Raw genomic sequence first — 18,015 nt, forward strand, 5'->3', positions numbered from 1 at the left:
CTCATTACGTCCTCATCAATCGAAGCAGGAGTCAGTCATGTCACGCACAGTCAGGTTTGCACAAGCAGGTGGCCCGGAAGTACTGCAATTCGTGGATGAAACGGTACGTGCCCCCGGCCCCGGCGAAGTTCGCATCAACGTGAAAGCCATTGGTCTGAATCGCGCGGAATCGATGTGGCGCGCCGACCAGTACATCGAACCCGTGCGCTTTCCGGCAGGACTCGGATACGAAGCGGCGGGCGTGGTCGATGCCGTGGGCGAGGGAGTAGTCGGCATCGCACCGGGAGACAAGGTCAACGTGATCCCGTCGTTTTCGATGAATCAGTACTTCACGTATGGAGAAAGCATCGTCGTGCCGGACTATGCAGTGGTCAGGCATCCTGAATCGCTTTCGTTCGCTGAGGCCGCGTCGGTCTGGATGATGTTCGTCACCGCGTACGGCGCGCTGATCGAAGATGCGAAGGTGGGCGCCGGCGACTATGTCGTCGTGCCGGCCGCATCGAGCAGTGTCGGACTCGCGGCGATCCAGATCGCGAACTACGCTGGCGCGACTTCGATCGCGGTCACGCGTCACGCCGCCAAGAAACAGTCATTGCTCGACGCGGGCGCGGCGCACGTGGTCGTGACCGACGAGACGGATCTGCTGGACGAAATCATGCGCATCACCGGCGGCAAGGGGGCGCGTGTCGTTTTCGATCCGGTCGGTGGCCCGAACTTCGCGAAGCTGATCTCGGCGTTGTCTTTCCAGGGGATCGCGTATCTCTACGGCGCGCTCGATGAACGTGCCACGACGCTGCCCGTGCTGGAGATGATCGCGAAGGTCGTGAGCGTGAAGGCCCACAACATCTGGCTCACCAGCGGCGATGCAGAGCGCCGCAAGGCCGCGGTGGAATACGTGCTAAAGGGACTCGAAAGCGGCGCGCTCAAGCCCGTGATCGATCGCACCTTCACGTTCGAACAGATGGTGGATGCGCACCGCTACCTCGAAACCAATGGGCAGTTCGGCAAGATCGTGGTGACGGTGTAGTCTGCGCGACGCGCGGCGCCCAGCATCGGCAAAAACGATCAGCAATAACCGGTGCGAAGCGCCGCTGCCCAGTCGGGCCGGCCATTGGCGGCAGCACGTTCGGCGGCTGCGTGCCAGTCGTACTCCACGGCGCGAAACTCCACCTCCCAGCCGCGCGGCGTACGGGTGACGCTCGCGTAGCGCGCATGCGGCGTCCCCGTTTCCATACGATGTGCGAAGGGATGCGTGTCCTCGTACGCGGGCAGGCCGACGCTGCCTGGGTTCACGATGAGGCGGCCGTCGGCAAGCTGCATCGAGCGCGCGAGATGCGTATGGCCGCACAGGATCAACGCGGCCTCGACTTCGGCCGCGCGGCGTCTGACCTCGCTATGCGTGGCCGTTCGGCATCCGCTGGCCGTGACGGTTTCGAGGAAATAGGAGAGGTCGTCCTGCGGCGTGCCGTGCACGAGCAGCACGTCGCTTTCGAGCCATAGCGTGGCAGGCAATCCGCCGATCCACGCCAGCTGTTCTTCACTCAGCACTTCGCGCGCGTAGCGGTCCGATGGCCCCATACGAGTGCCATCCGCGCCAAGCAGCTGTCTTTCGTGGTTGCCGCGTATCGTGGGCAACCCAAGCTGCATCAACCGGTCCGCCGTTTGCGAAGGATAAAGCGGGCCGGAAAGAATGTCGCCGAGATTGACGATCACGTCCGCGCCTTGCCGCTCGATGTCGTCGAGCACCGCTTCGAGAGCGGGCAAATTGCCGTGAATGTCTGAAAGCGCCGCGATTTTCATGGTGCGAACGGAGGCTGGCCGCGAAAGTCGTGAATTGGGCGATTCTGGACGATTCGCCACCCGGTGTCCACGGCCGATCGTTCGTATTTGCATATTGCATGGATGACGCTAGTTATTGACAGATCAGTCCACAAACTTTATTCTCGGGCCATGGTTAGACCTAGAGAATTCGATCGGGACGAGGCACTGGGGTGCGCGCTGCGCGTGTTCTGGGCGAAGGGCTATGCCTCGACATCCACAGAGGACCTGCTCGCCGCGATGAATATCGGGCGGCAGAGCCTCTATAACGCGTTCGGCGACAAGCGCAAGCTTTACCTCGAAGCGCTGGAGCGCTATCAAGGCGAAAGCACGGCAGGGCATATCGAGCGCCTGAATGGCAGTGCGTCGCCGCTGGCCGGCATCGAGGCACTGTTGCTGGGCCTCGTCGCCGACGATGAAGACGAGCGCGCACTAGGCTGCATGGGCGTCGTGGCCATGAGCGAATTCGGCGCGGCAGACCCGGAACTCGTGGCGCTGCGCAACAAGGTCGCCCCGCGTCTTTCGAAGCGTCTCCTAGAGCGTATTCGCGAGGGCCAGGCGGGGGGCGAAATCGACACGAGCCTCGACGCACGCCAGGCCGCCGCCTTTTTGCTGATGACCATGCAGGGTATACAACTCGCGGCGCGCGGCGGCAGCGACGCGAAGAGCCTGCGCGCGCTGGCGCGCTTCGCCATCGAGCGCTTCAGGGCGCGCTGATCTGAGTTGAACCGATACGCGTCGAACCGCGCAAGCCGTACTTGCGCGGTTTATTTTTGCTGTGTTATGGACTGATCTGTCAATAAAGGAGAGGCAAATGGAAACGCCTGTGGCACTCGAGGGAAAAACAGCGCTCGTATTCGGCGGTTCGCGGGGCATTGGCGCGGCGGCAGCCCGACGCCTGGCGCAAGAAGGCGCCGATGTCGCGCTGACCTACGTTTCAGCGCCGCAGCGTGCGGCCGAAACCGTTGCCGCCATCGAAGCCGCAGGCCGCGCGGGCATCGCCATTCAGGCCGATAGCGCCGATCCGGCCGCCATCCGGGGCGCCGTTGCGCAGACCGTGGAACGATTCGGAAAACTGAACATTGCTGTCGTCAATGCGGGCATTCTCATGCTCGGCGACATTGCGACCGTGAGCGTCGAAGATCTCGATCGCATGCTCAGCATCAACGTGCGCGGCGTGTTTCTCGCCATTCAGGCTGCAGCCGCGCACATGGCCGAGGGTGGCCGCATCATCACGATCGGCAGCAACACGGCGGTGCGCAGCGGCCACCCGGGTTCGAGCGTGTACTCGATGACGAAGGCCGCCGTTGCCGTCATGGTGAAGGGCGCCGCGGTGGATCTCGCCAGCCGCGGCATCACGGTGAACAATATCCAGCCGGGACCGACGATCACCGACATGACCGCCGAGCACATCGAGGTAATTAAACCGCTCATTCCGCTCAAGCGCGCGGCGGACCCGGATGAGATTGCCGGGCTCGTTGCGTGGCTCGCGCGCAAGGAGTCCGGCTATATGACGGGGTCGAGCCTCACCATCGACGGCGGCATGGCGCTGTGAGCGCGTGTAGTGGCGAGTGTTCAGGCCCGTGGGGCGTAGACGTTGCACCAGCCGTCGGCGGCCACTGCCTTGCCGGGGAACATCGGGCACGCGCCTGAGGCGTCGGCCGCAGCGCCAGCATAGAAGCGGCAAGTCGCGCAGCGCTGACCCGCTGCGTACTTCGGAAACTTGCCTGCGTCGACGCCGCTGGCTTTGGCTCGATAGCCCAGCGACTTCGCGGTGGTGTCGTTCTCGTCGACGAGGGCGGGGCCGGCGAGTGCGCGTCCGGCCGTGGCGAGCGCGGCGCAAAGACCGGCGGTGTGAAGGATGAAGGTTCTGCGATTGCGGGAGATCATGCTGGTTTCCTGAGTTGTGTTAGTGGCGCGGTCCGGCGTTGAGCGGCGTAGTCGACGATTGCGCGGCTTCGGAAGTGAGCTTCGCGTCGCCCGCGTCATAGCCGTTCGTGTAGAGCAGGAAGGCCATCAAATCGGCGTACTCCTGATCGGTCATCTTGCCCGGGCGGTCGGCCGGCATGTTGGTCGACATGTACTGATAGATGCCGCCGATGGTCAAATGCGAATTCGCAGCCGGGGCGAAGGCCGGCCCGCTCAGCGCGGGCGCGGTGATCCCTTCGAGTTGCGCGCCATGGCATTTCGCACAGGATTCCGAATAAAGATGCTGGCCGTGCTCGACCTGTTCGTGATCGAATGCGGGCGCGTTCCCGCCCGTCGTTGCGGCGACCTTGATGAAGGCGCCTGGGCCGTGCATGGCGCTGCGCCCATACGAGGCTTTCGTGCTTTCGAGCGATGGCGCATTCGAATGCGCCTCGCTCGCGGCACTTTCCGGCAGCGTCCAGCCGCGCGTGAGTGCGGCGAGACGGCCGTCGTCGTTCATGCGTGCAAGGGCGTCGTCGATGCGCGATTGCAGCGCACGCATGCCGGCCCCGGAAGCGAACACGAGATGCCAGTCGGCATACGGCGAGGCCGTCGCCGCGACCGCGAATTGATGCTGCGGATGCGCGCGCTGGTAAGCCACGACGGCCGGATACCAGACGATCGCGCGCTGTGCACGCCCTTTCGCGACCGCGTCGACGGTCAGTTCGGAGGTGTTCTCCAGGTCGAAGCGCGCGTTCTTCTCCTGCACGGCGATGAGTTGCGACGGGCTCGACCAGGTCGCCGCGATCGTTTCCTTGCCGTCGGCAGCGGGTGCGCCGGCGCGCGGGTGGCGCAGCGTGACGCTGACATAGCCCGAGCGCAGGTAGCCTTGCGAGAAAATCATCTGCGAGCCCGATGCGTCGGCGATGCTCGAGCGCGGGAAACCCGCAACGAGGTCGCAGTCGCGGCCCAGAGCGCTGGCGAGTTCGTGCGCCGAGATGCCGTCGTCGCCGCCATCGTCGTCGATGCCGTGGGTGACGAACGTCGCAACCACGCCAGCGGTTTTCAGCACGGCGCGCGCGACGGCCTGGTCGAGCGCGGCCGTGGGGCTGCCCGGCAACGTGCAGACACGCACGGCGTTCGCCGCCGCATGGGCGCTGGTATGCGCGCCGCCTGCCGCGAGCGCGGCGGCCATGGCGAGCCAGGTGATCCGGATATTCATGATCGTGTGTTCCAGTGAAGTCGGGGCCGCACGCAAGCGCGGTGGCTTGTGCACATGCGTGCGGCGAAAGGCGAGAGCGTCGGTCAGCCCACGTTCAGCCCCGGTCCAGTGCGAACACGTAGAGCGTGCCGCCGCGCGGGACATCCTTTGCCACATCGGCCATCGGGCCGCCCCAGATCGGATTCGCGCCGCCGTAGCCCGCAAGCACGGCGACATACTCCTTACCGTCGACTTCGAACACGGAAGGCTGCGCGATGATGCCGCTCGCGAGTTGCGGGCTTTCCCAGAGCACCTTGCCGGTCGCGACGTCGAACGCATAGAGATGGCCGTCGAGCGAGCCGCTGAACGCGAGACCGCTGGCTGTAGTCGCCACGCCGCCGTTCCAGGGCATCTTGCTCCAGTGGCCCCAGAGCTTCTTGCCGGTGTTCACGTCGATGGCCTGCAGCTCGCCATAGCCTTCGCTGCCCGGTTCAGGCTTGATTTCGAAGCCTTCGCCGAGATAGGGGAGACCTTCCATATAGCTCACCGACTTGCCCGAGAGGCTCATGCACGCGTGCAGCGAAGGCACCACGGCAATGTGCCGCTCCGGATCGTAGGACACCGACCACCAATTCTTGCCGCCCAGAAAGCTCGGGCAGGTGTCGATGGTCGTGCCGGCCTTCGGGTATTTCGACGGGTCCTGAATCGGCTTGCCGTCGTCCGTGTAGCCCGTGACCGAGCTCGCCTTCACGAATGGCTCCGCGTAGATCAGCTTGCCCGTTTGGCGGTCGATGGCGTGGAAGAAGCCGTTGCGGTCGGCGTGGATGATGGCGTCGTAATCCTTGCCCTTGTACTGGATGTTCGCGAGGATCGGCGTGTTGACGCCGTCATAGTCCCACGTGTCGTTGCTCGTGTACTGGTAATGCCATTTGAGCTTGCCGTTCTTCGGGTCGAGCGCGAGGAGTGAATCGGAGTACAGATTGTCTCCAGGACGCAGCGCGGCGAGCCACGGGCCGGGATTGCCCACGCCCCAGTACAGCGTGCGGCTCGCGGCGTCGTAGGTGCCGGTGAGCCACGCGGCGCCGCCGCCGTGCGCCTGCATGCCGTCGGGCCAGGTCTCCGCGCCTTTTTCGCCTGAGCCCGGGATGGTGTAGCGCTTCCACACGATCGCGCCGTCGTCGGGGTTCAGCGCGGCGATATAGCCGCGAATGCCGTATTCCCCGCCCGAAGTGCCCACGACGATCGAGCCGTCAAGCGCGAGCGGCGCGAGCGAGAACGCGTAGCCGAGGCCCGGTTCGAACATCTGCTTCTTCCAGACCACGTTGCCGGTCTTCGCGTCGAGCGCGGCGATTTCGCCGCTGAGCATGGCGATATAGACGTTCTTGCCATAGAGCGCCACGCCGCGGTTCACCACGTCGCAGCACGCGGTCTTGAACGATTCCGGGCCGAGCTTCGGCTCGTATTTCCAGAGCTGCGTACCCGTCTTCGCATCGAAGGCGTAGACGTTGTCTTTCGGCGTACTGACGAAGAGGTAGTTGCCGTTGACGATCGGTGTCGCCTCGAAACCCTGCTTCAGTTCGGCGGGGAACTGGTAGCTCCACGCCTGTTTGAGCTCGCCGACGTTCGACGCGTCGATCTGCTTGAGCGGCGAGTGCGACTGGCCGTTGTAGCTGCGGTAGTACGTGAGCCAGCCCGGGTCGCTTTGCGCGCGGGTCAGGCGGTCATAGGTCACGGGCGGATAGTCCGAGGCGGCATCCACTGGGCCTGCGTTCAAGGACATCGCCGCTGCGATGGCCATGGCGCAGTTCGCAAGCCGGCTTGCCGCAGCCGAGCGTCTCTTCATCTTCGTCTCCTGAATATTTGTCGATGCACGGCCGGGAAGCGGTCAGGCTGGATGCGCGGGGGGATGGGGCCGGTCCGGGTGCGGTGCCGTTCTTGCAAGTCGTATGCCATTCGTCGCGAAGCGTTGCGTGTCGGGCGATGCAGCCCGTTGACCGGCTTCCCGGCGAGGTGCCCCGCGTGTGGCCGATGTGTTGCATTCCGGTACAGCCCGCCGCAAAAAGTGTTGGCGAACGTGACAGTGGGCCGGTCGCGCCGAAGGGCGCTGCACGGTATCGCGCGTGCCGATGCACGCTGGCACGTTCCTGGCTAGATCACGGCAAAGAGGAGACGGTTGTGTGTGCAGCGGTCGACGTTCGACGCTACGGCGTCGAGATGCACGAGCGCATAAAACAGATGGAGACGAAAGTTGATTCCAGAGAAGGCGCTGGGCGCCAGGCGCGCGTATGCAACGCTCGGCACGAGCCTCGCCCTGGGCGCGCTGTGCAGCGGTACATCTACGCTGGCCATCGCGCAGGCACAGAGCGCAGCGGATAACAGCGCAGCGAGCGCGACGGCGGCCCCGCTCGTGCTGCCCGCTGTCGTGGTGGTCGGCACGACGCCGCTGCTCGGCATCGGTACGCCGCTCGCGAAGGTGCCGGCCAACGTGCAGACCGTGAACGCGCAGGACATCGCGACACAGCACCGCGAAACGCTGACCGACTTTTTCGCCGCGAACCTGCCGGGCGTGAGTGTGACCGACGCACAAGGCAATCCTTTCCAGATGAACCTGAACTATCGCGGCTTCACGGCCTCGCCCGTGCTTGGCACGCCTCAGGGATTGTCGGTGTTCGTCGACGGCGTGCGCGTGAACGAGCCGTTTGGCGACGTGGTGAACTGGGACCTGATACCGACCGGCGCGATCGACAAGATCCAGCTCATTCCAGGCTCGAATCCTGTCTACGGCCTCAACACGCTGGGCGGCGCCATCGCGATCACGACGAAGAACGGGCGTACGAGCCCCGGCGGCGACATCGATCTATCGGGCGGCTCATGGGGGCGCAAGAGCGCACAGTTCGAGCAGGGCGGCACGCTCGGGCCGCACGTCGACTACTACGCGAACGCGAACGTCACGAACGACAACGGCTGGGCCGATCACAACGCGAGCCGCGTGCGCCAGGGATTCGGCAAGCTGCGCTATACCGACGACGACACGACGCTCTCGATCTCGGGCGGCGGCGCGGACAACCAGCTGTACGGCAGCCAGACCATTCCGCGCTCGTTTCTGGACAACCCGAAACAGGCCTATACGTTTCCGGACCTGAACCGCAACAGCGTGGGCTACCTCACGCTCTCAGGTGAACACTTCTTCAACGACAACGTGGAGCTGAGCGGTAACGCCTACTATCGACATCTGCGCAACGAGAACGTGAGCAGCAACAACAACACGGATTACGGCTCGATCGACGCAGACGGCAACGTCGACACGCTGGAGGGCAGCAACGTCGATTCCATCGTCACGACGGACAGCTTCGGCGCGAGCCTGCAGCTGACGCTGCTCGGCAAGCTGGGCGGCATCGGGAGCCAGCTCGTCGCGGGCGTGGCGGCGGACTTCGCGAACTCGCGCTACGTTTCGTCTTCGCAGGACGCTGCCTTCACGCCCGACCGCGCGACAGTCGGCATCGGCGATTTCATTCAGCAGACCGATGCAAAAACACGCAACGCGAACTATGGCCTCTACCTGAACGAGACGCTCACGCTCACGCCGCAATGGACGCTCACGTTGTCGGGGCGCTACGACTGGGCGAGCGCGCGCATCGCAGACGAAAGCGGCGTGCAGCCGCTGCTCGACGGCTATCACACGTTCTCGCGCTTTAATCCGGCCGTGGGGCTCAACTGGAATCCGCTGCCCACCGTCACGGTCTACGCGACCTACAACGAAGGCATGCGCGCGCCCACCGCAATCGAACTTGCGTGCGCGGACCCGGCTGCGCCGTGCTCGCTGCCGAACGACTTCGTGGCCGATCCGGCGCTGCAGCCCGTGGTCTCAAAGACTTTCGAGGCCGGGGCGCGCGGCCGTATCGGCGCGCAGACCACATGGAGCGCCGCCGCATTCAGCACTACGCTCTCCAACGACATCGAGTTCGTGAGCGCAGCGGGCAGCACGCAGGGCTACTTTCAGAACGTCGGCAAGACGCGCCGCCAGGGTGTCGAGCTGGCGGGTCACACGGCGTTCGGCCCGGTTGGCATCAGCCTGAACTACAGCTATGTGGACGCGACCTACCGCTCGACATGGACCGAACAAAGCTCCGCGAATTCGTCGGCGGATGCGAACGGCGTCATCACGGTGCGGCCGGGCGACCACGTGCCCGGCATTCCGGCGCATGCCGTCAAGCTGCGGCTCGACTACGCGGCCACGACGCAATGGAGCGTCGGCACGAACATCACGTGGCGCAGCGGCGTGTATGCGCAAGGCGACGAAAACAATCAGGATGCCAATGGAAAGATCGCGGGCTATGTGCTCGTGGATCTCGACACGCGCTATCGCGTCACAAAGCGGCTGGAGGTCTACGCGAACGTGACGAACCTGTTCGACAAGCGTTATGCGAGCTTCGGCGTGCTGGGCCAGAACTTCTTCAACGGGCCCGGCCACACGTTTGACGGCGCGAATCCGGTGAACGAGCAATTCGTCGGACCAGGCGCGCCGCGCGGTTTTTGGGTGGGCCTGCATTACGCATGGGATTGAAGGGATGTGCTGCATATGCGCGCATCGGGGTGAGTCCGCATTCCTCCACGCGGGCCATTTGCGGTAATACACAGGCTGGCGAATCGCTGCGGCGCGTGTTTCGATCGACGCACGCTGTCTTGCATACGGTTCGCTTACACAGCGTGTTGCGCGTCGCGTGCGCGTTTGGCGCAAACCGGCTGGCTGGATTCGATAGCCGGATGGCCCGGAGCTTGCTAATAGAGGACACCGAGAAATACCGAAGTGTCCGGCAAGGTACCGGCCAATCGTGGAGGAGAGCATGCGCGACGACGTACAGATGGCCGCGGGGCAAGCGGTCCAGGTGTCCAATGGCTGGCCCGCACCGGCCATCCAGAAGGCGCACGAGCGCTCGGAGACCTTCGGTCTGCGCGCGAGCGCGAGACCGGATTACGACGTGCTTTCGGGTGCGGGGCTCGAGCTCAAGCGCGAGCAGAACCGCGTGCTGTGCATGCATGCCACGCCGGTCATGGAGACGCTGCACGAGCAGATCGTCAACACGCAAAGCATGATCGTGCTGACCAATGCCGAAGGCTTGATTCTGCATTCGATCGGCGACGACGATTTTCTCCAGCGCGCCGAAAAGGTCGCGCTGCGGCCCGGCGCCAACTGGGCCGAGGACCGCCAGGGCACCAACGCGATCGGCACCGCGCTCGCCGAGCGCTGCGCGATGGTCGTGCACGGCGACCAGCATTACCTAGCGGCGAACCGCTTCCTCACCTGCTCGAGCGTGCCGATCTTCGACCCATACGGCGACGTAATCGGTGTGCTGGACGTGACGGGCGATCATCGCAGCTATCACCAGCACACGATGGCGCTCGCGCGCATGTCCGTGCAGATGATTGAGAATCATTTGTTCGCGACGACTTTTCAGGAGACGCTGCAGGTCTCGTTTCATGGGCGCCCGGAATTCCTCGGCACGCTCATGGAAGGCATCGCCGCCTTCACCTGCGACGGGCGTTTTCTCTCGGCCAACCGCAGCGCGCAGTTTCAGCTCGGCCTCTCGCTCGCCGCGCTGCGCGCTCATACACTGTCGTCGCTATTCCAGACCACCAGCGCGCAGCTGATCGACAGTATGCGCGCGGGTCTGGAATCACACTTCATGCTCAATCTGGCGAGCGGGGCGGTGGTTTGCGCGCGCGTGCAGTTCAGGCGCGCCACGCTGGCCGAAGGCGCCCGACCCGTTGCGGTGCATGGCTCGGCTGTGCAGCCGGCCGCCTATGCGACGGCGCAGCCGCCTTCCATGGGCCTCTCGCGCCTGAGCTATCTCGACACGGGCGATCCGCAAGTGGCGCTCGTGATCGCGAAGGTGCGCAAGGTGATCGGCAAGGACATCCCGGTTCTCGTCACCGGCGAAACCGGCACGGGCAAGGAACTGCTCGCGCAGGCCATCCACAACGATTCGCCGCGCCGCGACCAGCCGTTCGTGGCGGTGAATTGCGCGTCGATTCCGGAAACGCTTATTGAATCGGAGCTGTTCGGCTACGAGGAGGGTGCATTTACCGGCGCGCGGCGCAAGGGCGCGGCGGGCAAGTTGTTGCAGGCGAACGGCGGCACGCTGTTTCTCGACGAGATCGGCGACATGCCATATCCGCTGCAAGTGCGTCTGTTGCGCGTGCTGCAGGAGCGCATGGTCAATCCGCTCGGCTCGACGAAGACCATCCCCGTCGATATCGCAATCATCTGCGCGACGCACCGCGACTTGCGAGAGATGATCGCGCAGAACCGTTTTCGCGAGGACCTGTATTACCGGCTCAATGGCCTCGTGGTGCGCCTGCCGCCGCTGCGCGACCGCACGGATCTCGCAGTCGTGATTCAAAAGCTCCTGCACCGCGAATCGCACGGGCGTACGAACGTGCAGCCGCTCAGCGTCGCACCGGACGTGATGGCGCTGTTCGAGCGCTGTGCGTGGCCTGGCAACTTCCGGCAGCTCGGCAACCTGCTGCGCACGGCCGCGGCCATGGTTGACGACGACGGCCAGATCCGGCGCGAGCACCTGCCCGACGACTTCTTCGACGATCTGCGCTGCTGCGGCCAGACCCAGGCATTGCCCCCGGCGCATGCCCGCGCGGAGCCGCTGGTGCCGGAGGATGCGCGCCTCGAAGACGTGACCGCCTCGACCATCGCGGCCACGCTCGCGCGCCACGGCGGCAACGTGTCGGCTGCGGCGCGGGCGTTGGGCGTGTCGCGCAATACCATCTATCGCAAGATGCCCGCCGCCGATCCCGGTCGCGGTTCGGGCGACGCCTGAAGCGCCATTCGCGCGCGCGGCCAGGCCACTTGCTGTCTCCTCCTCTGTCCCACGGGTGTTGCATCCTGTAGCACCCGTGTTCCGAAACGCAACACCCTTTCCCACGCAGGCAGCACTTGCCGCATCGAGCGAACGCTGGCTCACACCGGCATGCCCCTTGCTTTGAAGAGACTGGCCGCACATTCGATGCGGTATGCAGCCTCAATCTCAAACAAGGAGACATGTCATGCAGTGGACCACCCCCGCTTATACCGACCTGCGTTTCGGCTTCGAAATCACGATGTATATCGCCAACCGCTGAGCGCATGGCAGTGTGCCGTCCGCGCGGCCATCGAGGCGTGGCGGGCGGCATGCAGCGAGAACGAACATGAAGATCAGGATACTGGGTTCAGGTGCGGGCGGCGGCCTGCCGCAATGGAACTGCAACTGCGCGAATTGCCGCCGCGCGCGGCAGGCGGGCGGCGATGTGCTGCCGCGCACGCAGTCGTCGATCGCGGTGAGCGGTGATGGCGTGGACTGGGTGCTCATCAACGCGTCGCCGGATCTGCTCGCGCAGTTGCGCTCGCATCCCGATCTGCAGCCCGCGCGCACCACGCGCGATAGCGCGCTCGCGGCCGTCGTGCTGACCGACGCGCAGATCGACCACGTCACGGGCCTGCTGATGCTGCGCGAACGCACCTCGCCGCTGCCGCTCTATGCGTGCGCGCCGGTGCTCGACGATCTGTCGGGCGGCCTGCCGCTCGTGCCGTTGCTCGGCCATTACTGCGGCGTGGAAGCACACACGATCGCGCCCGGCGAGCCGTTCACGATTGCCGCTTGCGCCGGCCTGCGTTTTACCGCGCTGCCTGTTGAGAGCAAGCCGCCGCCATATTCGCCACGCCGCGAGGCATCCGCGCCGGGAGACAATATCGCACTCCTGATCGAGGATATCGAGGCAGGAACACGCGCGTTCTATGCGCCGGGTCTGGCGCAGATGAGCGCCGATGTGCTCGGTACCATGCGCAACGCTGATCTCGTGCTCGTGGACGGCACATTCTGGACCACCACCGAAATGATCGACCTCGGCCTCTCGACGAAGCACGCGGTCGACATGGGGCATCTCGCGCAGCGCGGCGACGACGGCCGGCCGGGCATGATCGACTGGCTCGACACGTTGCCGCGCGGCACGCGCAAGGTGCTCACGCATATCAACAACACCAATCCGATTCTCGACCCGCATTCCGTCGAGCACGCGCAACTGCGTGCACACGGCATCGACGTGGCCCACGACGGCATGCAGTTTCAGGTATGACGATGAACGCACCTATCAAGCTTGAAAACACGCCCGCAATACCATGGACTGCGAATGAATTGGAATCGCGCCTTCGTGCGCTCGAATCGCGCTATCACATCCACCATCCATTCAACCGCATGCTCAACGGCGGGCGTTGCTCGCCCGCGCAGATCCGCGGGTGGGTCGCGAACCGCTTCTACTATCAGATCAACATTCCACTCAAGGACGCCGCGATTCTTTCGAACTGCCCCGACCGCGCCACGCGCCGCCGCTGGATCCAGCGTCTGACCGATCACGACGGGCAAGGCGGGAACGAAGGCGGCATCGAAGCCTGGGTGCGCCTGGGCGAAGCCGTCGGCGTCGATCGGGACACGATGTGGTCGCAACGACTCGTGCTGCCCGGCGTGCGCTTCGCGGTCGATGCCTACGTGAATTTCGCGCGGCGCACGACGTGGCAGGAGGGTGTGTGTTCGTCGCTTACCGAGATGTTCGCGCCGCAGATTCACCTGGACCGGCTCGCGGGCTGGCCTTCGCATTACCCGTGGATCGAGCCGCAAGGCCTTCAGTATTTTCGCAGCCGCGTGCCGCTCGCGCAGCGCGACGTCGAACACGGGCTCGAAGTGACGCTGAGCCATTTCCGCACGCCCGCCGAACAGCAGCGTGCGGTGGAGATCCTGCAGTTCAAGCTCGACATTCTCTGGTCGATCCTCGATGCGGTCGAAAAGGCGTGGCCTATATGAACCCGATAGTGCCCGATGCAGGCAGCGGCGTGCCGCTGCGCCCGCGCTTGCGCGGCATGTACCGCTTGCAGTGGGAGGCGGCCCAGGACGCGTACGTCCTGCTCTATCCCGAAGGGATGGTGCAGCTCAATTCGAGCGCGGGCGAGATACTCGCGCGTTGCGACGGTGCGCATGAACTCGACGAGATCATCGGCGAACTGGAGCGGCTTTTCAGCACCTCCGAGCTGGCGCCCGACGTCTATCGCTTTCTCGATCACGCGCGGCTGCGCGGCTGGCTCGACTGACATGGCGACCGCTACCGCACTCCCGCCCAAGCCGCTCTGGCTGCTCGCCGAGCTGACTTACCGCTGCCCGCTGCATTGCGCGTTCTGCTACAACCCGGTGGACTTCGCGCGGCACGACGAAGAACTCGACACCGAAACATGGCGCGCGACCATCAGCGCCGCTCGCGAACTGGGCGCGGCGCAGATCGGCTTTTCCGGCGGCGAGCCGCTGCTGCGCGACGACCTGGAAGCGCTCGTCGCACATGCGCGCCAGCTTGGCTTCTATACGAACCTGATCACGTCCGGGATCGGCTTGAACGTTGAGCGCATCGAGCGGCTCAAGGCGGCCGGGCTCGATCATATCCAGGTGTCGATGCAGGATTCCACACGCGAGCTCAACGACTTTCTCACGAGCACGCGCACGTTCGAATTGAAGCGCAACGTCGCGCGGCTCGTGAAGGCGCATGGCTATCCCATGGTCCTCAACTGCGTGCTGCATCGTTTCAATCTGCCGCACATCGCGCAGATCATCGACATGGCGCTCGAACTGGGCGCCGACTATCTGGAGCTCGCGAACACGCAGTATTACGGCTGGGCCATGCTCAACCGCGATCAATTGATGCCTACCGCCGAGCAGCTTCGCGAAGCCGAGGAGACCGTGAACCGCTATCGCGCCCGGATTGGAGAGCGGTGCCGCATTCTGTTCGTCGTGCCCGACTACTTCGAACAGCGGCCGAAAGCGTGCATGAGCGGCTGGGGCAGCGTGTTTCTCGGCGTGGCACCCGATGGCGCGGCGTTGCCTTGCCATGCGGCGCGTTCGTTGCCGGGCCTCGTGCTGCCGAACGTGCGCGATGTGCCGCTGCGGCAGATCTGGTACGAGAGCGAAGCGTTCAACGCGTTTCGCGGCGATGGCTGGATGCGCGAGCCCTGCCGCAGTTGCGACGAGCGTCACGCCGATCATGGCGGCTGCCGATGCCAGGCCTACCTGCTGACCGGCGACGCCGCCGCAGCCGACCCGGTATGCGCGAAGTCGCCGCATCACGACCGCATCGTGCAGGCCGTGGAGTTCGCAAGACGGCCAACGTGCGACGACGAGCGGCCGATCGTGTTCCGCAGCCGGCAGAATTCGCTCGCGCTTTGAGTGGAGAATCGACATGGCGTCGGTCGTTGCGCGCTTCGATCGCGGTGAGCCTGCGGTGTTCGGCCAGCACCCGTTCGGGCGACGTGTCGCAATTGCCGCTGTGATCGCGGGCGTGCTCGCGCTGCATGCCGCGCTGATTGCGGTGGCGCGGTGGGAGGCGCCCGCGTCGCACGCCGTGCCGGTGCGCGTGAGGGTCGTTGACGCCGTGCTGATCGCGCCGATTCCGCCTGTGTCGAACAAGAGCGAAGCGCCTGCGCGAACGTCATCGCCGAGCCGACGCACTCATCAAGCAATCCAGAATAATCCTGTGCAGTCGGCTAGAACGCGTCCACCAGCGCCTGTGCATGCGCAAAGCATCACACGCACGCCGCTGCCGCTAACGCCACCACCGTCCGCACATGCTGCCCCAGAAGCCGCGACGCCGACGGAACGCATAGCTGGACCGCAGCCGCAATCGCAACCCGCGCCCGTCACTCAGGCGCCTGCCGCGGACGTGCCGCGCCGCGTCGCCCATCTGGATTGCGCGCTCACGAAGCCCGACTATCCCGCGCAGCCCTTGCGCCGCGCCGAGGCGGGCACGGTCATCATCGAAGTCGATACCGCAGCGGACGGCCACGTAGTCGCCGCGCGCGTAGCGACGACCAGCGGCTACGCGAGGCTCGACGAAGCGGCGCGCGACGCGGCGCTCGCGAGCCGCTGCCAGCCGTATGCCGAGGACGGCAAGGCGGCGCCCGCGCGTGCCGACGTGCCGTTCACGTTCACCCTCAGCGAATGAAACGGAGGAACTCATGCCAAGCTATGGAATCGCGCACCTGTGGACCCAGGGCGATCCGATGACGCGCTTCGTGGCGGCGCTGCTCGTCGCGATGTCGGTCGTGTCGTGGTCGGTGATCGTAGTGAAGGCGTTCGAGTTCGCGCGTCTGCGCCGCCATGCGGGCTTCGCGCAAAGACGCTTCCGGGAAGCCGTCGACGCCGACGATGGCGTCGACGCATTGGGGCCCGCGGGCACGCCGTTCTTCGAGTTGGCCAGCGCAGGTCAGCGCGCGCTGGCGCACCACGAGGCGAGCGGCGCTGCGCATCGCGGGCGCGTCGACTTGAGCGAGTGGTTGCTGCGCAGCCTCAGGGCTTCGGTGAGCGAGAGCTCGACGCGTCTTCAGCGCGGTCTCGGCCTGCTTGCCTCGATCGGCAACACGGCGCCGTTTGTCGGCCTGCTCGGCACCGTGTGGGGCATCTACCATGCGCTGCTCGCACTCGGCGCGAGTGGCGACGCCAGTCTCGAACACGTCGCAGGGCCGGTTGGCGAAGCGCTCATCATGACGGCGCTCGGCCTGTGCGTGGCGATTCCCGCCGTGCTTGGCCACCACGCGCTCGCGCGTGTTTCGCGCGATATCGTCGCGCAGCTCAACCGCTTCGCCTACGGCGTGCACGCGCTGTTGCTCACGGGCAGCGCGCCTGCGCCGCGTGCGACGATGAAGGAACGGGTATGAACGACGATCGCGATCTGGAAGACGAAGCGATGCCGGCGGCCGACATCAACATGACGCCGCTCATCGACGTGATGCTCGTGCTGCTCGTCATCTTCATGGTGACGCTGCCGGTCCTGCACCATGCCGCGCAGCTGGCGTTGCCGCGCGCAAGCAGTCAGCGCGAGGATCTGGCCGCGCCACACGTCGACATCGTCGTCGATGCGCTTGGTCACATGAGCTGGAACGCGCAGCCTGTTCGGGAGTCCGCTCTATCGACGCGGCTGGCGGAAGCCGCGCGGCTCACGCCGCAGCCTGAAATCAGGCTCTCTGCCGATCGCGCCACGCCGTACGGGCGTGTCGCGAAGCTGCTCTCGGCGGCGAGCGCCGCGGGACTCGCGAAGGTCGGCTTCGTGACCGAGCCGGACCCGCCGCGGCGTGGCCAGTAACGACTAAAGCTTCATGCGCTGCAAGACACGATCGTTGAGCACGAAACGATGAAAGAGCGCCGCGGCCACATGCAGGCAGATGAACGCGAACAGCACCCACGCGAGCACGCTGTGGACGTCGCCCATGGCGTGCCCGAACGACGACCCCGCAGGGGAGAGCGCGGGCAGCGGGATGGTGCCGAACAGCGTGACGTCCCACGCGCGCGACGACGCGTTGATCCATCCGAGCACGGGCACCGCGACCAGCAGGGCGTAGAGCCCGACATGCGTGAGGGCCGCCACGGCGCGCATGAGCGGCGTCTGGTCGTCGGGCGGCGGGCGATGGGTGGCGCGCCAGACCAGACGGCACACCATCGCGGCAACGAGCGCCGTGCCGACGCCCAGATGCCACGCGATTTCGCCCACGGGACGCGTGTCGCGGTGGACATCGGGCATGGTCCAGCCAATCACGAACTGCGCCGCCACGAGTGCGACGACGAGCCAGTGAAGCAGGCGCGCAACGAGGTCGTAGCGCGAATCGGCAGCGATTTGCATGGGCGCTCCGTGCTCAGAAATGATCGGTTGAAAGCGGCGATTCTAGCGTGCCGAGATTAACGGATCATTAACTGTGGAACTTGCCGCTCCCCCTTAACAGGCCGCTGAAATACAGCCCAACGGAGACGGCCTTGTTCCGCTTACGCGGCTCCTGCCGCAAAATTTTTCAGATTGCGCAATCTCAACGCGAATTCAACGTTGTTTCGGCGGTTTGAGGCTACTTTTTTGGCCTCATTGCCGCTTTCCCGCCACTATGGACGCACCTGTGCCAGCGATCGCATGCGCACAAGGTTGTAGGCCGCCATATTCAACACGAACATCTGGTCCACCTTCTTCAAGCCACGCACCATCACCTGGCGCATGCGCCCCACGGTCTTGGCCCAGCCGAAACC

18 protein-coding genes and 1 pseudogene are annotated in these 18,015 nt (G+C 65.1%); 13 read left to right on the plus strand and 6 right to left on the minus strand.

Translation table 11 applies throughout. From position 1 onward, the window contains the following. Nucleotides 1–37 precede the first annotated feature (37 nt). Nucleotides 38–1,027: a zinc-dependent alcohol dehydrogenase family protein gene (locus E1N52_RS39055; RefSeq protein WP_133189988.1), complete on the plus strand. Its 990-nt coding sequence runs from the start codon at nucleotides 38–40 to the stop codon at nucleotides 1,025–1,027. Between the two features lie 38 nt (nucleotides 1,028–1,065). Here E1N52_RS39055 and E1N52_RS39060 read toward each other — a convergent pair whose 3' ends face one another. Further along, nucleotides 1,066–1,800, minus strand: coding sequence for a metallophosphoesterase family protein (locus E1N52_RS39060; protein WP_133189990.1), 735 nt, complete (start codon nucleotides 1,798–1,800; stop codon nucleotides 1,066–1,068). 150 nt (nucleotides 1,801–1,950) lie between these two features. Between E1N52_RS39060 and E1N52_RS39065 the strand changes: the two genes are divergently transcribed. Continuing rightward, on the plus strand, nucleotides 1,951–2,535 hold the full coding sequence (locus E1N52_RS39065; protein WP_133189992.1) for a TetR/AcrR family transcriptional regulator: 585 nt from the start codon (nucleotides 1,951–1,953) through the stop codon (nucleotides 2,533–2,535). Nucleotides 2,536–2,632: 97 nt separating this feature from the next. Then, the gene (locus E1N52_RS39070) at nucleotides 2,633–3,373 is read left to right on the plus strand and encodes an SDR family NAD(P)-dependent oxidoreductase (RefSeq protein ID WP_133189994.1); all 741 of its coding nucleotides are present in this window, start codon (nucleotides 2,633–2,635) and stop codon (nucleotides 3,371–3,373) included. Nucleotides 3,374–3,393: 20 nt separating this feature from the next. Here the strand turns inward: E1N52_RS39070 and E1N52_RS39075 are convergent, their stop codons facing one another. The 3 genes from E1N52_RS39075 to E1N52_RS39085 form a co-directional block, all read right to left on the minus strand. Then, nucleotides 3,394–3,708: a high-potential iron-sulfur protein gene (locus E1N52_RS39075; protein WP_133189996.1), complete on the minus strand. Its 315-nt coding sequence runs from the start codon at nucleotides 3,706–3,708 to the stop codon at nucleotides 3,394–3,396. A 19-nt stretch (nucleotides 3,709–3,727) separates the two neighbouring features. Next, entirely contained in the window at nucleotides 3,728–4,948 is a 1,221-nt protein-coding gene (locus E1N52_RS39080) for a c-type cytochrome (protein ID WP_133189998.1), read from the minus strand. 94 nt (nucleotides 4,949–5,042) lie between these two features. Next, nucleotides 5,043–6,770 carry a methanol/ethanol family PQQ-dependent dehydrogenase gene (locus E1N52_RS39085; RefSeq protein WP_133190001.1) on the minus strand — a complete coding sequence of 576 codons (1,728 nt, stop codon included), beginning with the start codon at nucleotides 6,768–6,770 and terminating at the stop codon, nucleotides 5,043–5,045. A 405-nt stretch (nucleotides 6,771–7,175) separates the two neighbouring features. Between E1N52_RS39085 and E1N52_RS39090 the strand changes: the two genes are divergently transcribed. The 10 genes from E1N52_RS39090 (at nucleotide 7,176) to E1N52_RS39135 (ending at nucleotide 17,089) form a co-directional block, all read left to right on the plus strand. Then, nucleotides 7,176–9,491 carry a TonB-dependent receptor gene (locus E1N52_RS39090; protein WP_133190003.1) on the plus strand — a complete coding sequence of 772 codons (2,316 nt, stop codon included), beginning with the start codon at nucleotides 7,176–7,178 and terminating at the stop codon, nucleotides 9,489–9,491. Between the two features lie 280 nt (nucleotides 9,492–9,771). Next, a complete protein-coding gene (locus tag E1N52_RS39095; protein WP_133190005.1) occupies nucleotides 9,772–11,760 on the plus strand; it encodes a sigma-54-dependent Fis family transcriptional regulator in 1,989 nt (662 codons plus the stop codon). Nucleotides 11,761–11,986: 226 nt separating this feature from the next. Further along, entirely contained in the window at nucleotides 11,987–12,061 is a 75-nt protein-coding gene (pqqA, locus tag E1N52_RS39100; protein WP_006410019.1) for a pyrroloquinoline quinone precursor peptide PqqA, read from the plus strand. A gap of 66 nt (nucleotides 12,062–12,127) precedes the next feature. Then, complete coding sequence (gene pqqB / locus E1N52_RS39105; RefSeq protein ID WP_133190007.1) at nucleotides 12,128–13,051, plus strand: pyrroloquinoline quinone biosynthesis protein PqqB; 924 nt, start codon at nucleotides 12,128–12,130, stop codon at nucleotides 13,049–13,051. Between the two features lie 2 nt (nucleotides 13,052–13,053). Next, nucleotides 13,054–13,773 carry a pyrroloquinoline-quinone synthase PqqC gene (gene pqqC / locus E1N52_RS39110; RefSeq protein WP_133190009.1) on the plus strand — a complete coding sequence of 240 codons (720 nt, stop codon included), beginning with the start codon at nucleotides 13,054–13,056 and terminating at the stop codon, nucleotides 13,771–13,773. After that, nucleotides 13,770–14,057: a pyrroloquinoline quinone biosynthesis peptide chaperone PqqD gene (pqqD, locus tag E1N52_RS39115; RefSeq protein ID WP_069262319.1), complete on the plus strand. Its 288-nt coding sequence runs from the start codon at nucleotides 13,770–13,772 to the stop codon at nucleotides 14,055–14,057. The genes pqqC and pqqD overlap by 4 nt, the downstream gene beginning before the upstream one ends. Before the next feature lies 1 nt (nucleotide 14,058). Continuing rightward, nucleotides 14,059–15,177 carry a pyrroloquinoline quinone biosynthesis protein PqqE gene (pqqE, locus tag E1N52_RS39120; RefSeq protein WP_133190011.1) on the plus strand — a complete coding sequence of 373 codons (1,119 nt, stop codon included), beginning with the start codon at nucleotides 14,059–14,061 and terminating at the stop codon, nucleotides 15,175–15,177. Between the two features lie 13 nt (nucleotides 15,178–15,190). Continuing rightward, the gene (locus E1N52_RS39125; RefSeq protein WP_133190013.1) at nucleotides 15,191–15,952 is read left to right on the plus strand and encodes an energy transducer TonB; all 762 of its coding nucleotides are present in this window, start codon (nucleotides 15,191–15,193) and stop codon (nucleotides 15,950–15,952) included. Nucleotides 15,953–15,965: 13 nt separating this feature from the next. Beyond that, a complete protein-coding gene (locus E1N52_RS39130; RefSeq protein ID WP_133190015.1) occupies nucleotides 15,966–16,664 on the plus strand; it encodes a MotA/TolQ/ExbB proton channel family protein in 699 nt (232 codons plus the stop codon). Then, nucleotides 16,661–17,089: an ExbD/TolR family protein gene (locus tag E1N52_RS39135; protein ID WP_133190017.1), complete on the plus strand. Its 429-nt coding sequence runs from the start codon at nucleotides 16,661–16,663 to the stop codon at nucleotides 17,087–17,089. Before E1N52_RS39130 ends, E1N52_RS39135 begins: the two co-directional genes overlap by 4 nt. Before the next feature lie 3 nt (nucleotides 17,090–17,092). Here the strand turns inward: E1N52_RS39135 and E1N52_RS39140 are convergent, their stop codons facing one another. Together E1N52_RS39140 and E1N52_RS39145 are read right to left on the minus strand one after the other, a co-directional pair. Continuing rightward, on the minus strand, nucleotides 17,093–17,623 hold the full coding sequence (locus E1N52_RS39140; protein ID WP_133190019.1) for a cytochrome b: 531 nt from the start codon (nucleotides 17,621–17,623) through the stop codon (nucleotides 17,093–17,095). Between the two features lie 251 nt (nucleotides 17,624–17,874). Next, a pseudogene (locus tag E1N52_RS39145) lies at nucleotides 17,875–18,015 on the minus strand (IS5/IS1182 family transposase); the annotation flags it as partial.

The organism is Paraburkholderia guartelaensis (genome assembly GCF_004353905.1).
Classification (GTDB): domain Bacteria; phylum Pseudomonadota; class Gammaproteobacteria; order Burkholderiales; family Burkholderiaceae; genus Paraburkholderia; species Paraburkholderia guartelaensis.

Coding starts and splice junctions, on each gene's coding strand:
- E1N52_RS39055 (WP_133189988.1), top strand. CDS start 38: ATGTCACGCACAGTCAGGTTTGCACAAGCAGGTGGCCCGGAAGTACTG.
- E1N52_RS39060 (WP_133189990.1), bottom strand. CDS start 1,800: ATGAAAATCGCGGCGCTTTCAGACATTCACGGCAATTTGCCCGCTCTC.
- E1N52_RS39065 (WP_133189992.1), top strand. CDS start 1,951: ATGGTTAGACCTAGAGAATTCGATCGGGACGAGGCACTGGGGTGCGCG.
- E1N52_RS39070 (WP_133189994.1), top strand. CDS start 2,633: ATGGAAACGCCTGTGGCACTCGAGGGAAAAACAGCGCTCGTATTCGGC.
- E1N52_RS39075 (WP_133189996.1), bottom strand. CDS start 3,708: ATGATCTCCCGCAATCGCAGAACCTTCATCCTTCACACCGCCGGTCTT.
- E1N52_RS39080 (WP_133189998.1), bottom strand. CDS start 4,948: ATGAATATCCGGATCACCTGGCTCGCCATGGCCGCCGCGCTCGCGGCA.
- E1N52_RS39085 (WP_133190001.1), bottom strand. CDS start 6,770: ATGAAGAGACGCTCGGCTGCGGCAAGCCGGCTTGCGAACTGCGCCATG.
- E1N52_RS39095 (WP_133190005.1), top strand. CDS start 9,772: ATGCGCGACGACGTACAGATGGCCGCGGGGCAAGCGGTCCAGGTGTCC.
- pqqB (WP_133190007.1), top strand. CDS start 12,128: ATGAAGATCAGGATACTGGGTTCAGGTGCGGGCGGCGGCCTGCCGCAA.
- pqqC (WP_133190009.1), top strand. CDS start 13,054: ATGAACGCACCTATCAAGCTTGAAAACACGCCCGCAATACCATGGACT.
- pqqD (WP_069262319.1), top strand. CDS start 13,770: ATGAACCCGATAGTGCCCGATGCAGGCAGCGGCGTGCCGCTGCGCCCG.
- pqqE (WP_133190011.1), top strand. CDS start 14,059: ATGGCGACCGCTACCGCACTCCCGCCCAAGCCGCTCTGGCTGCTCGCC.
- E1N52_RS39125 (WP_133190013.1), top strand. CDS start 15,191: ATGGCGTCGGTCGTTGCGCGCTTCGATCGCGGTGAGCCTGCGGTGTTC.
- E1N52_RS39130 (WP_133190015.1), top strand. CDS start 15,966: ATGCCAAGCTATGGAATCGCGCACCTGTGGACCCAGGGCGATCCGATG.
- E1N52_RS39135 (WP_133190017.1), top strand. CDS start 16,661: ATGAACGACGATCGCGATCTGGAAGACGAAGCGATGCCGGCGGCCGAC.
- E1N52_RS39140 (WP_133190019.1), bottom strand. CDS start 17,623: ATGCAAATCGCTGCCGATTCGCGCTACGACCTCGTTGCGCGCCTGCTT.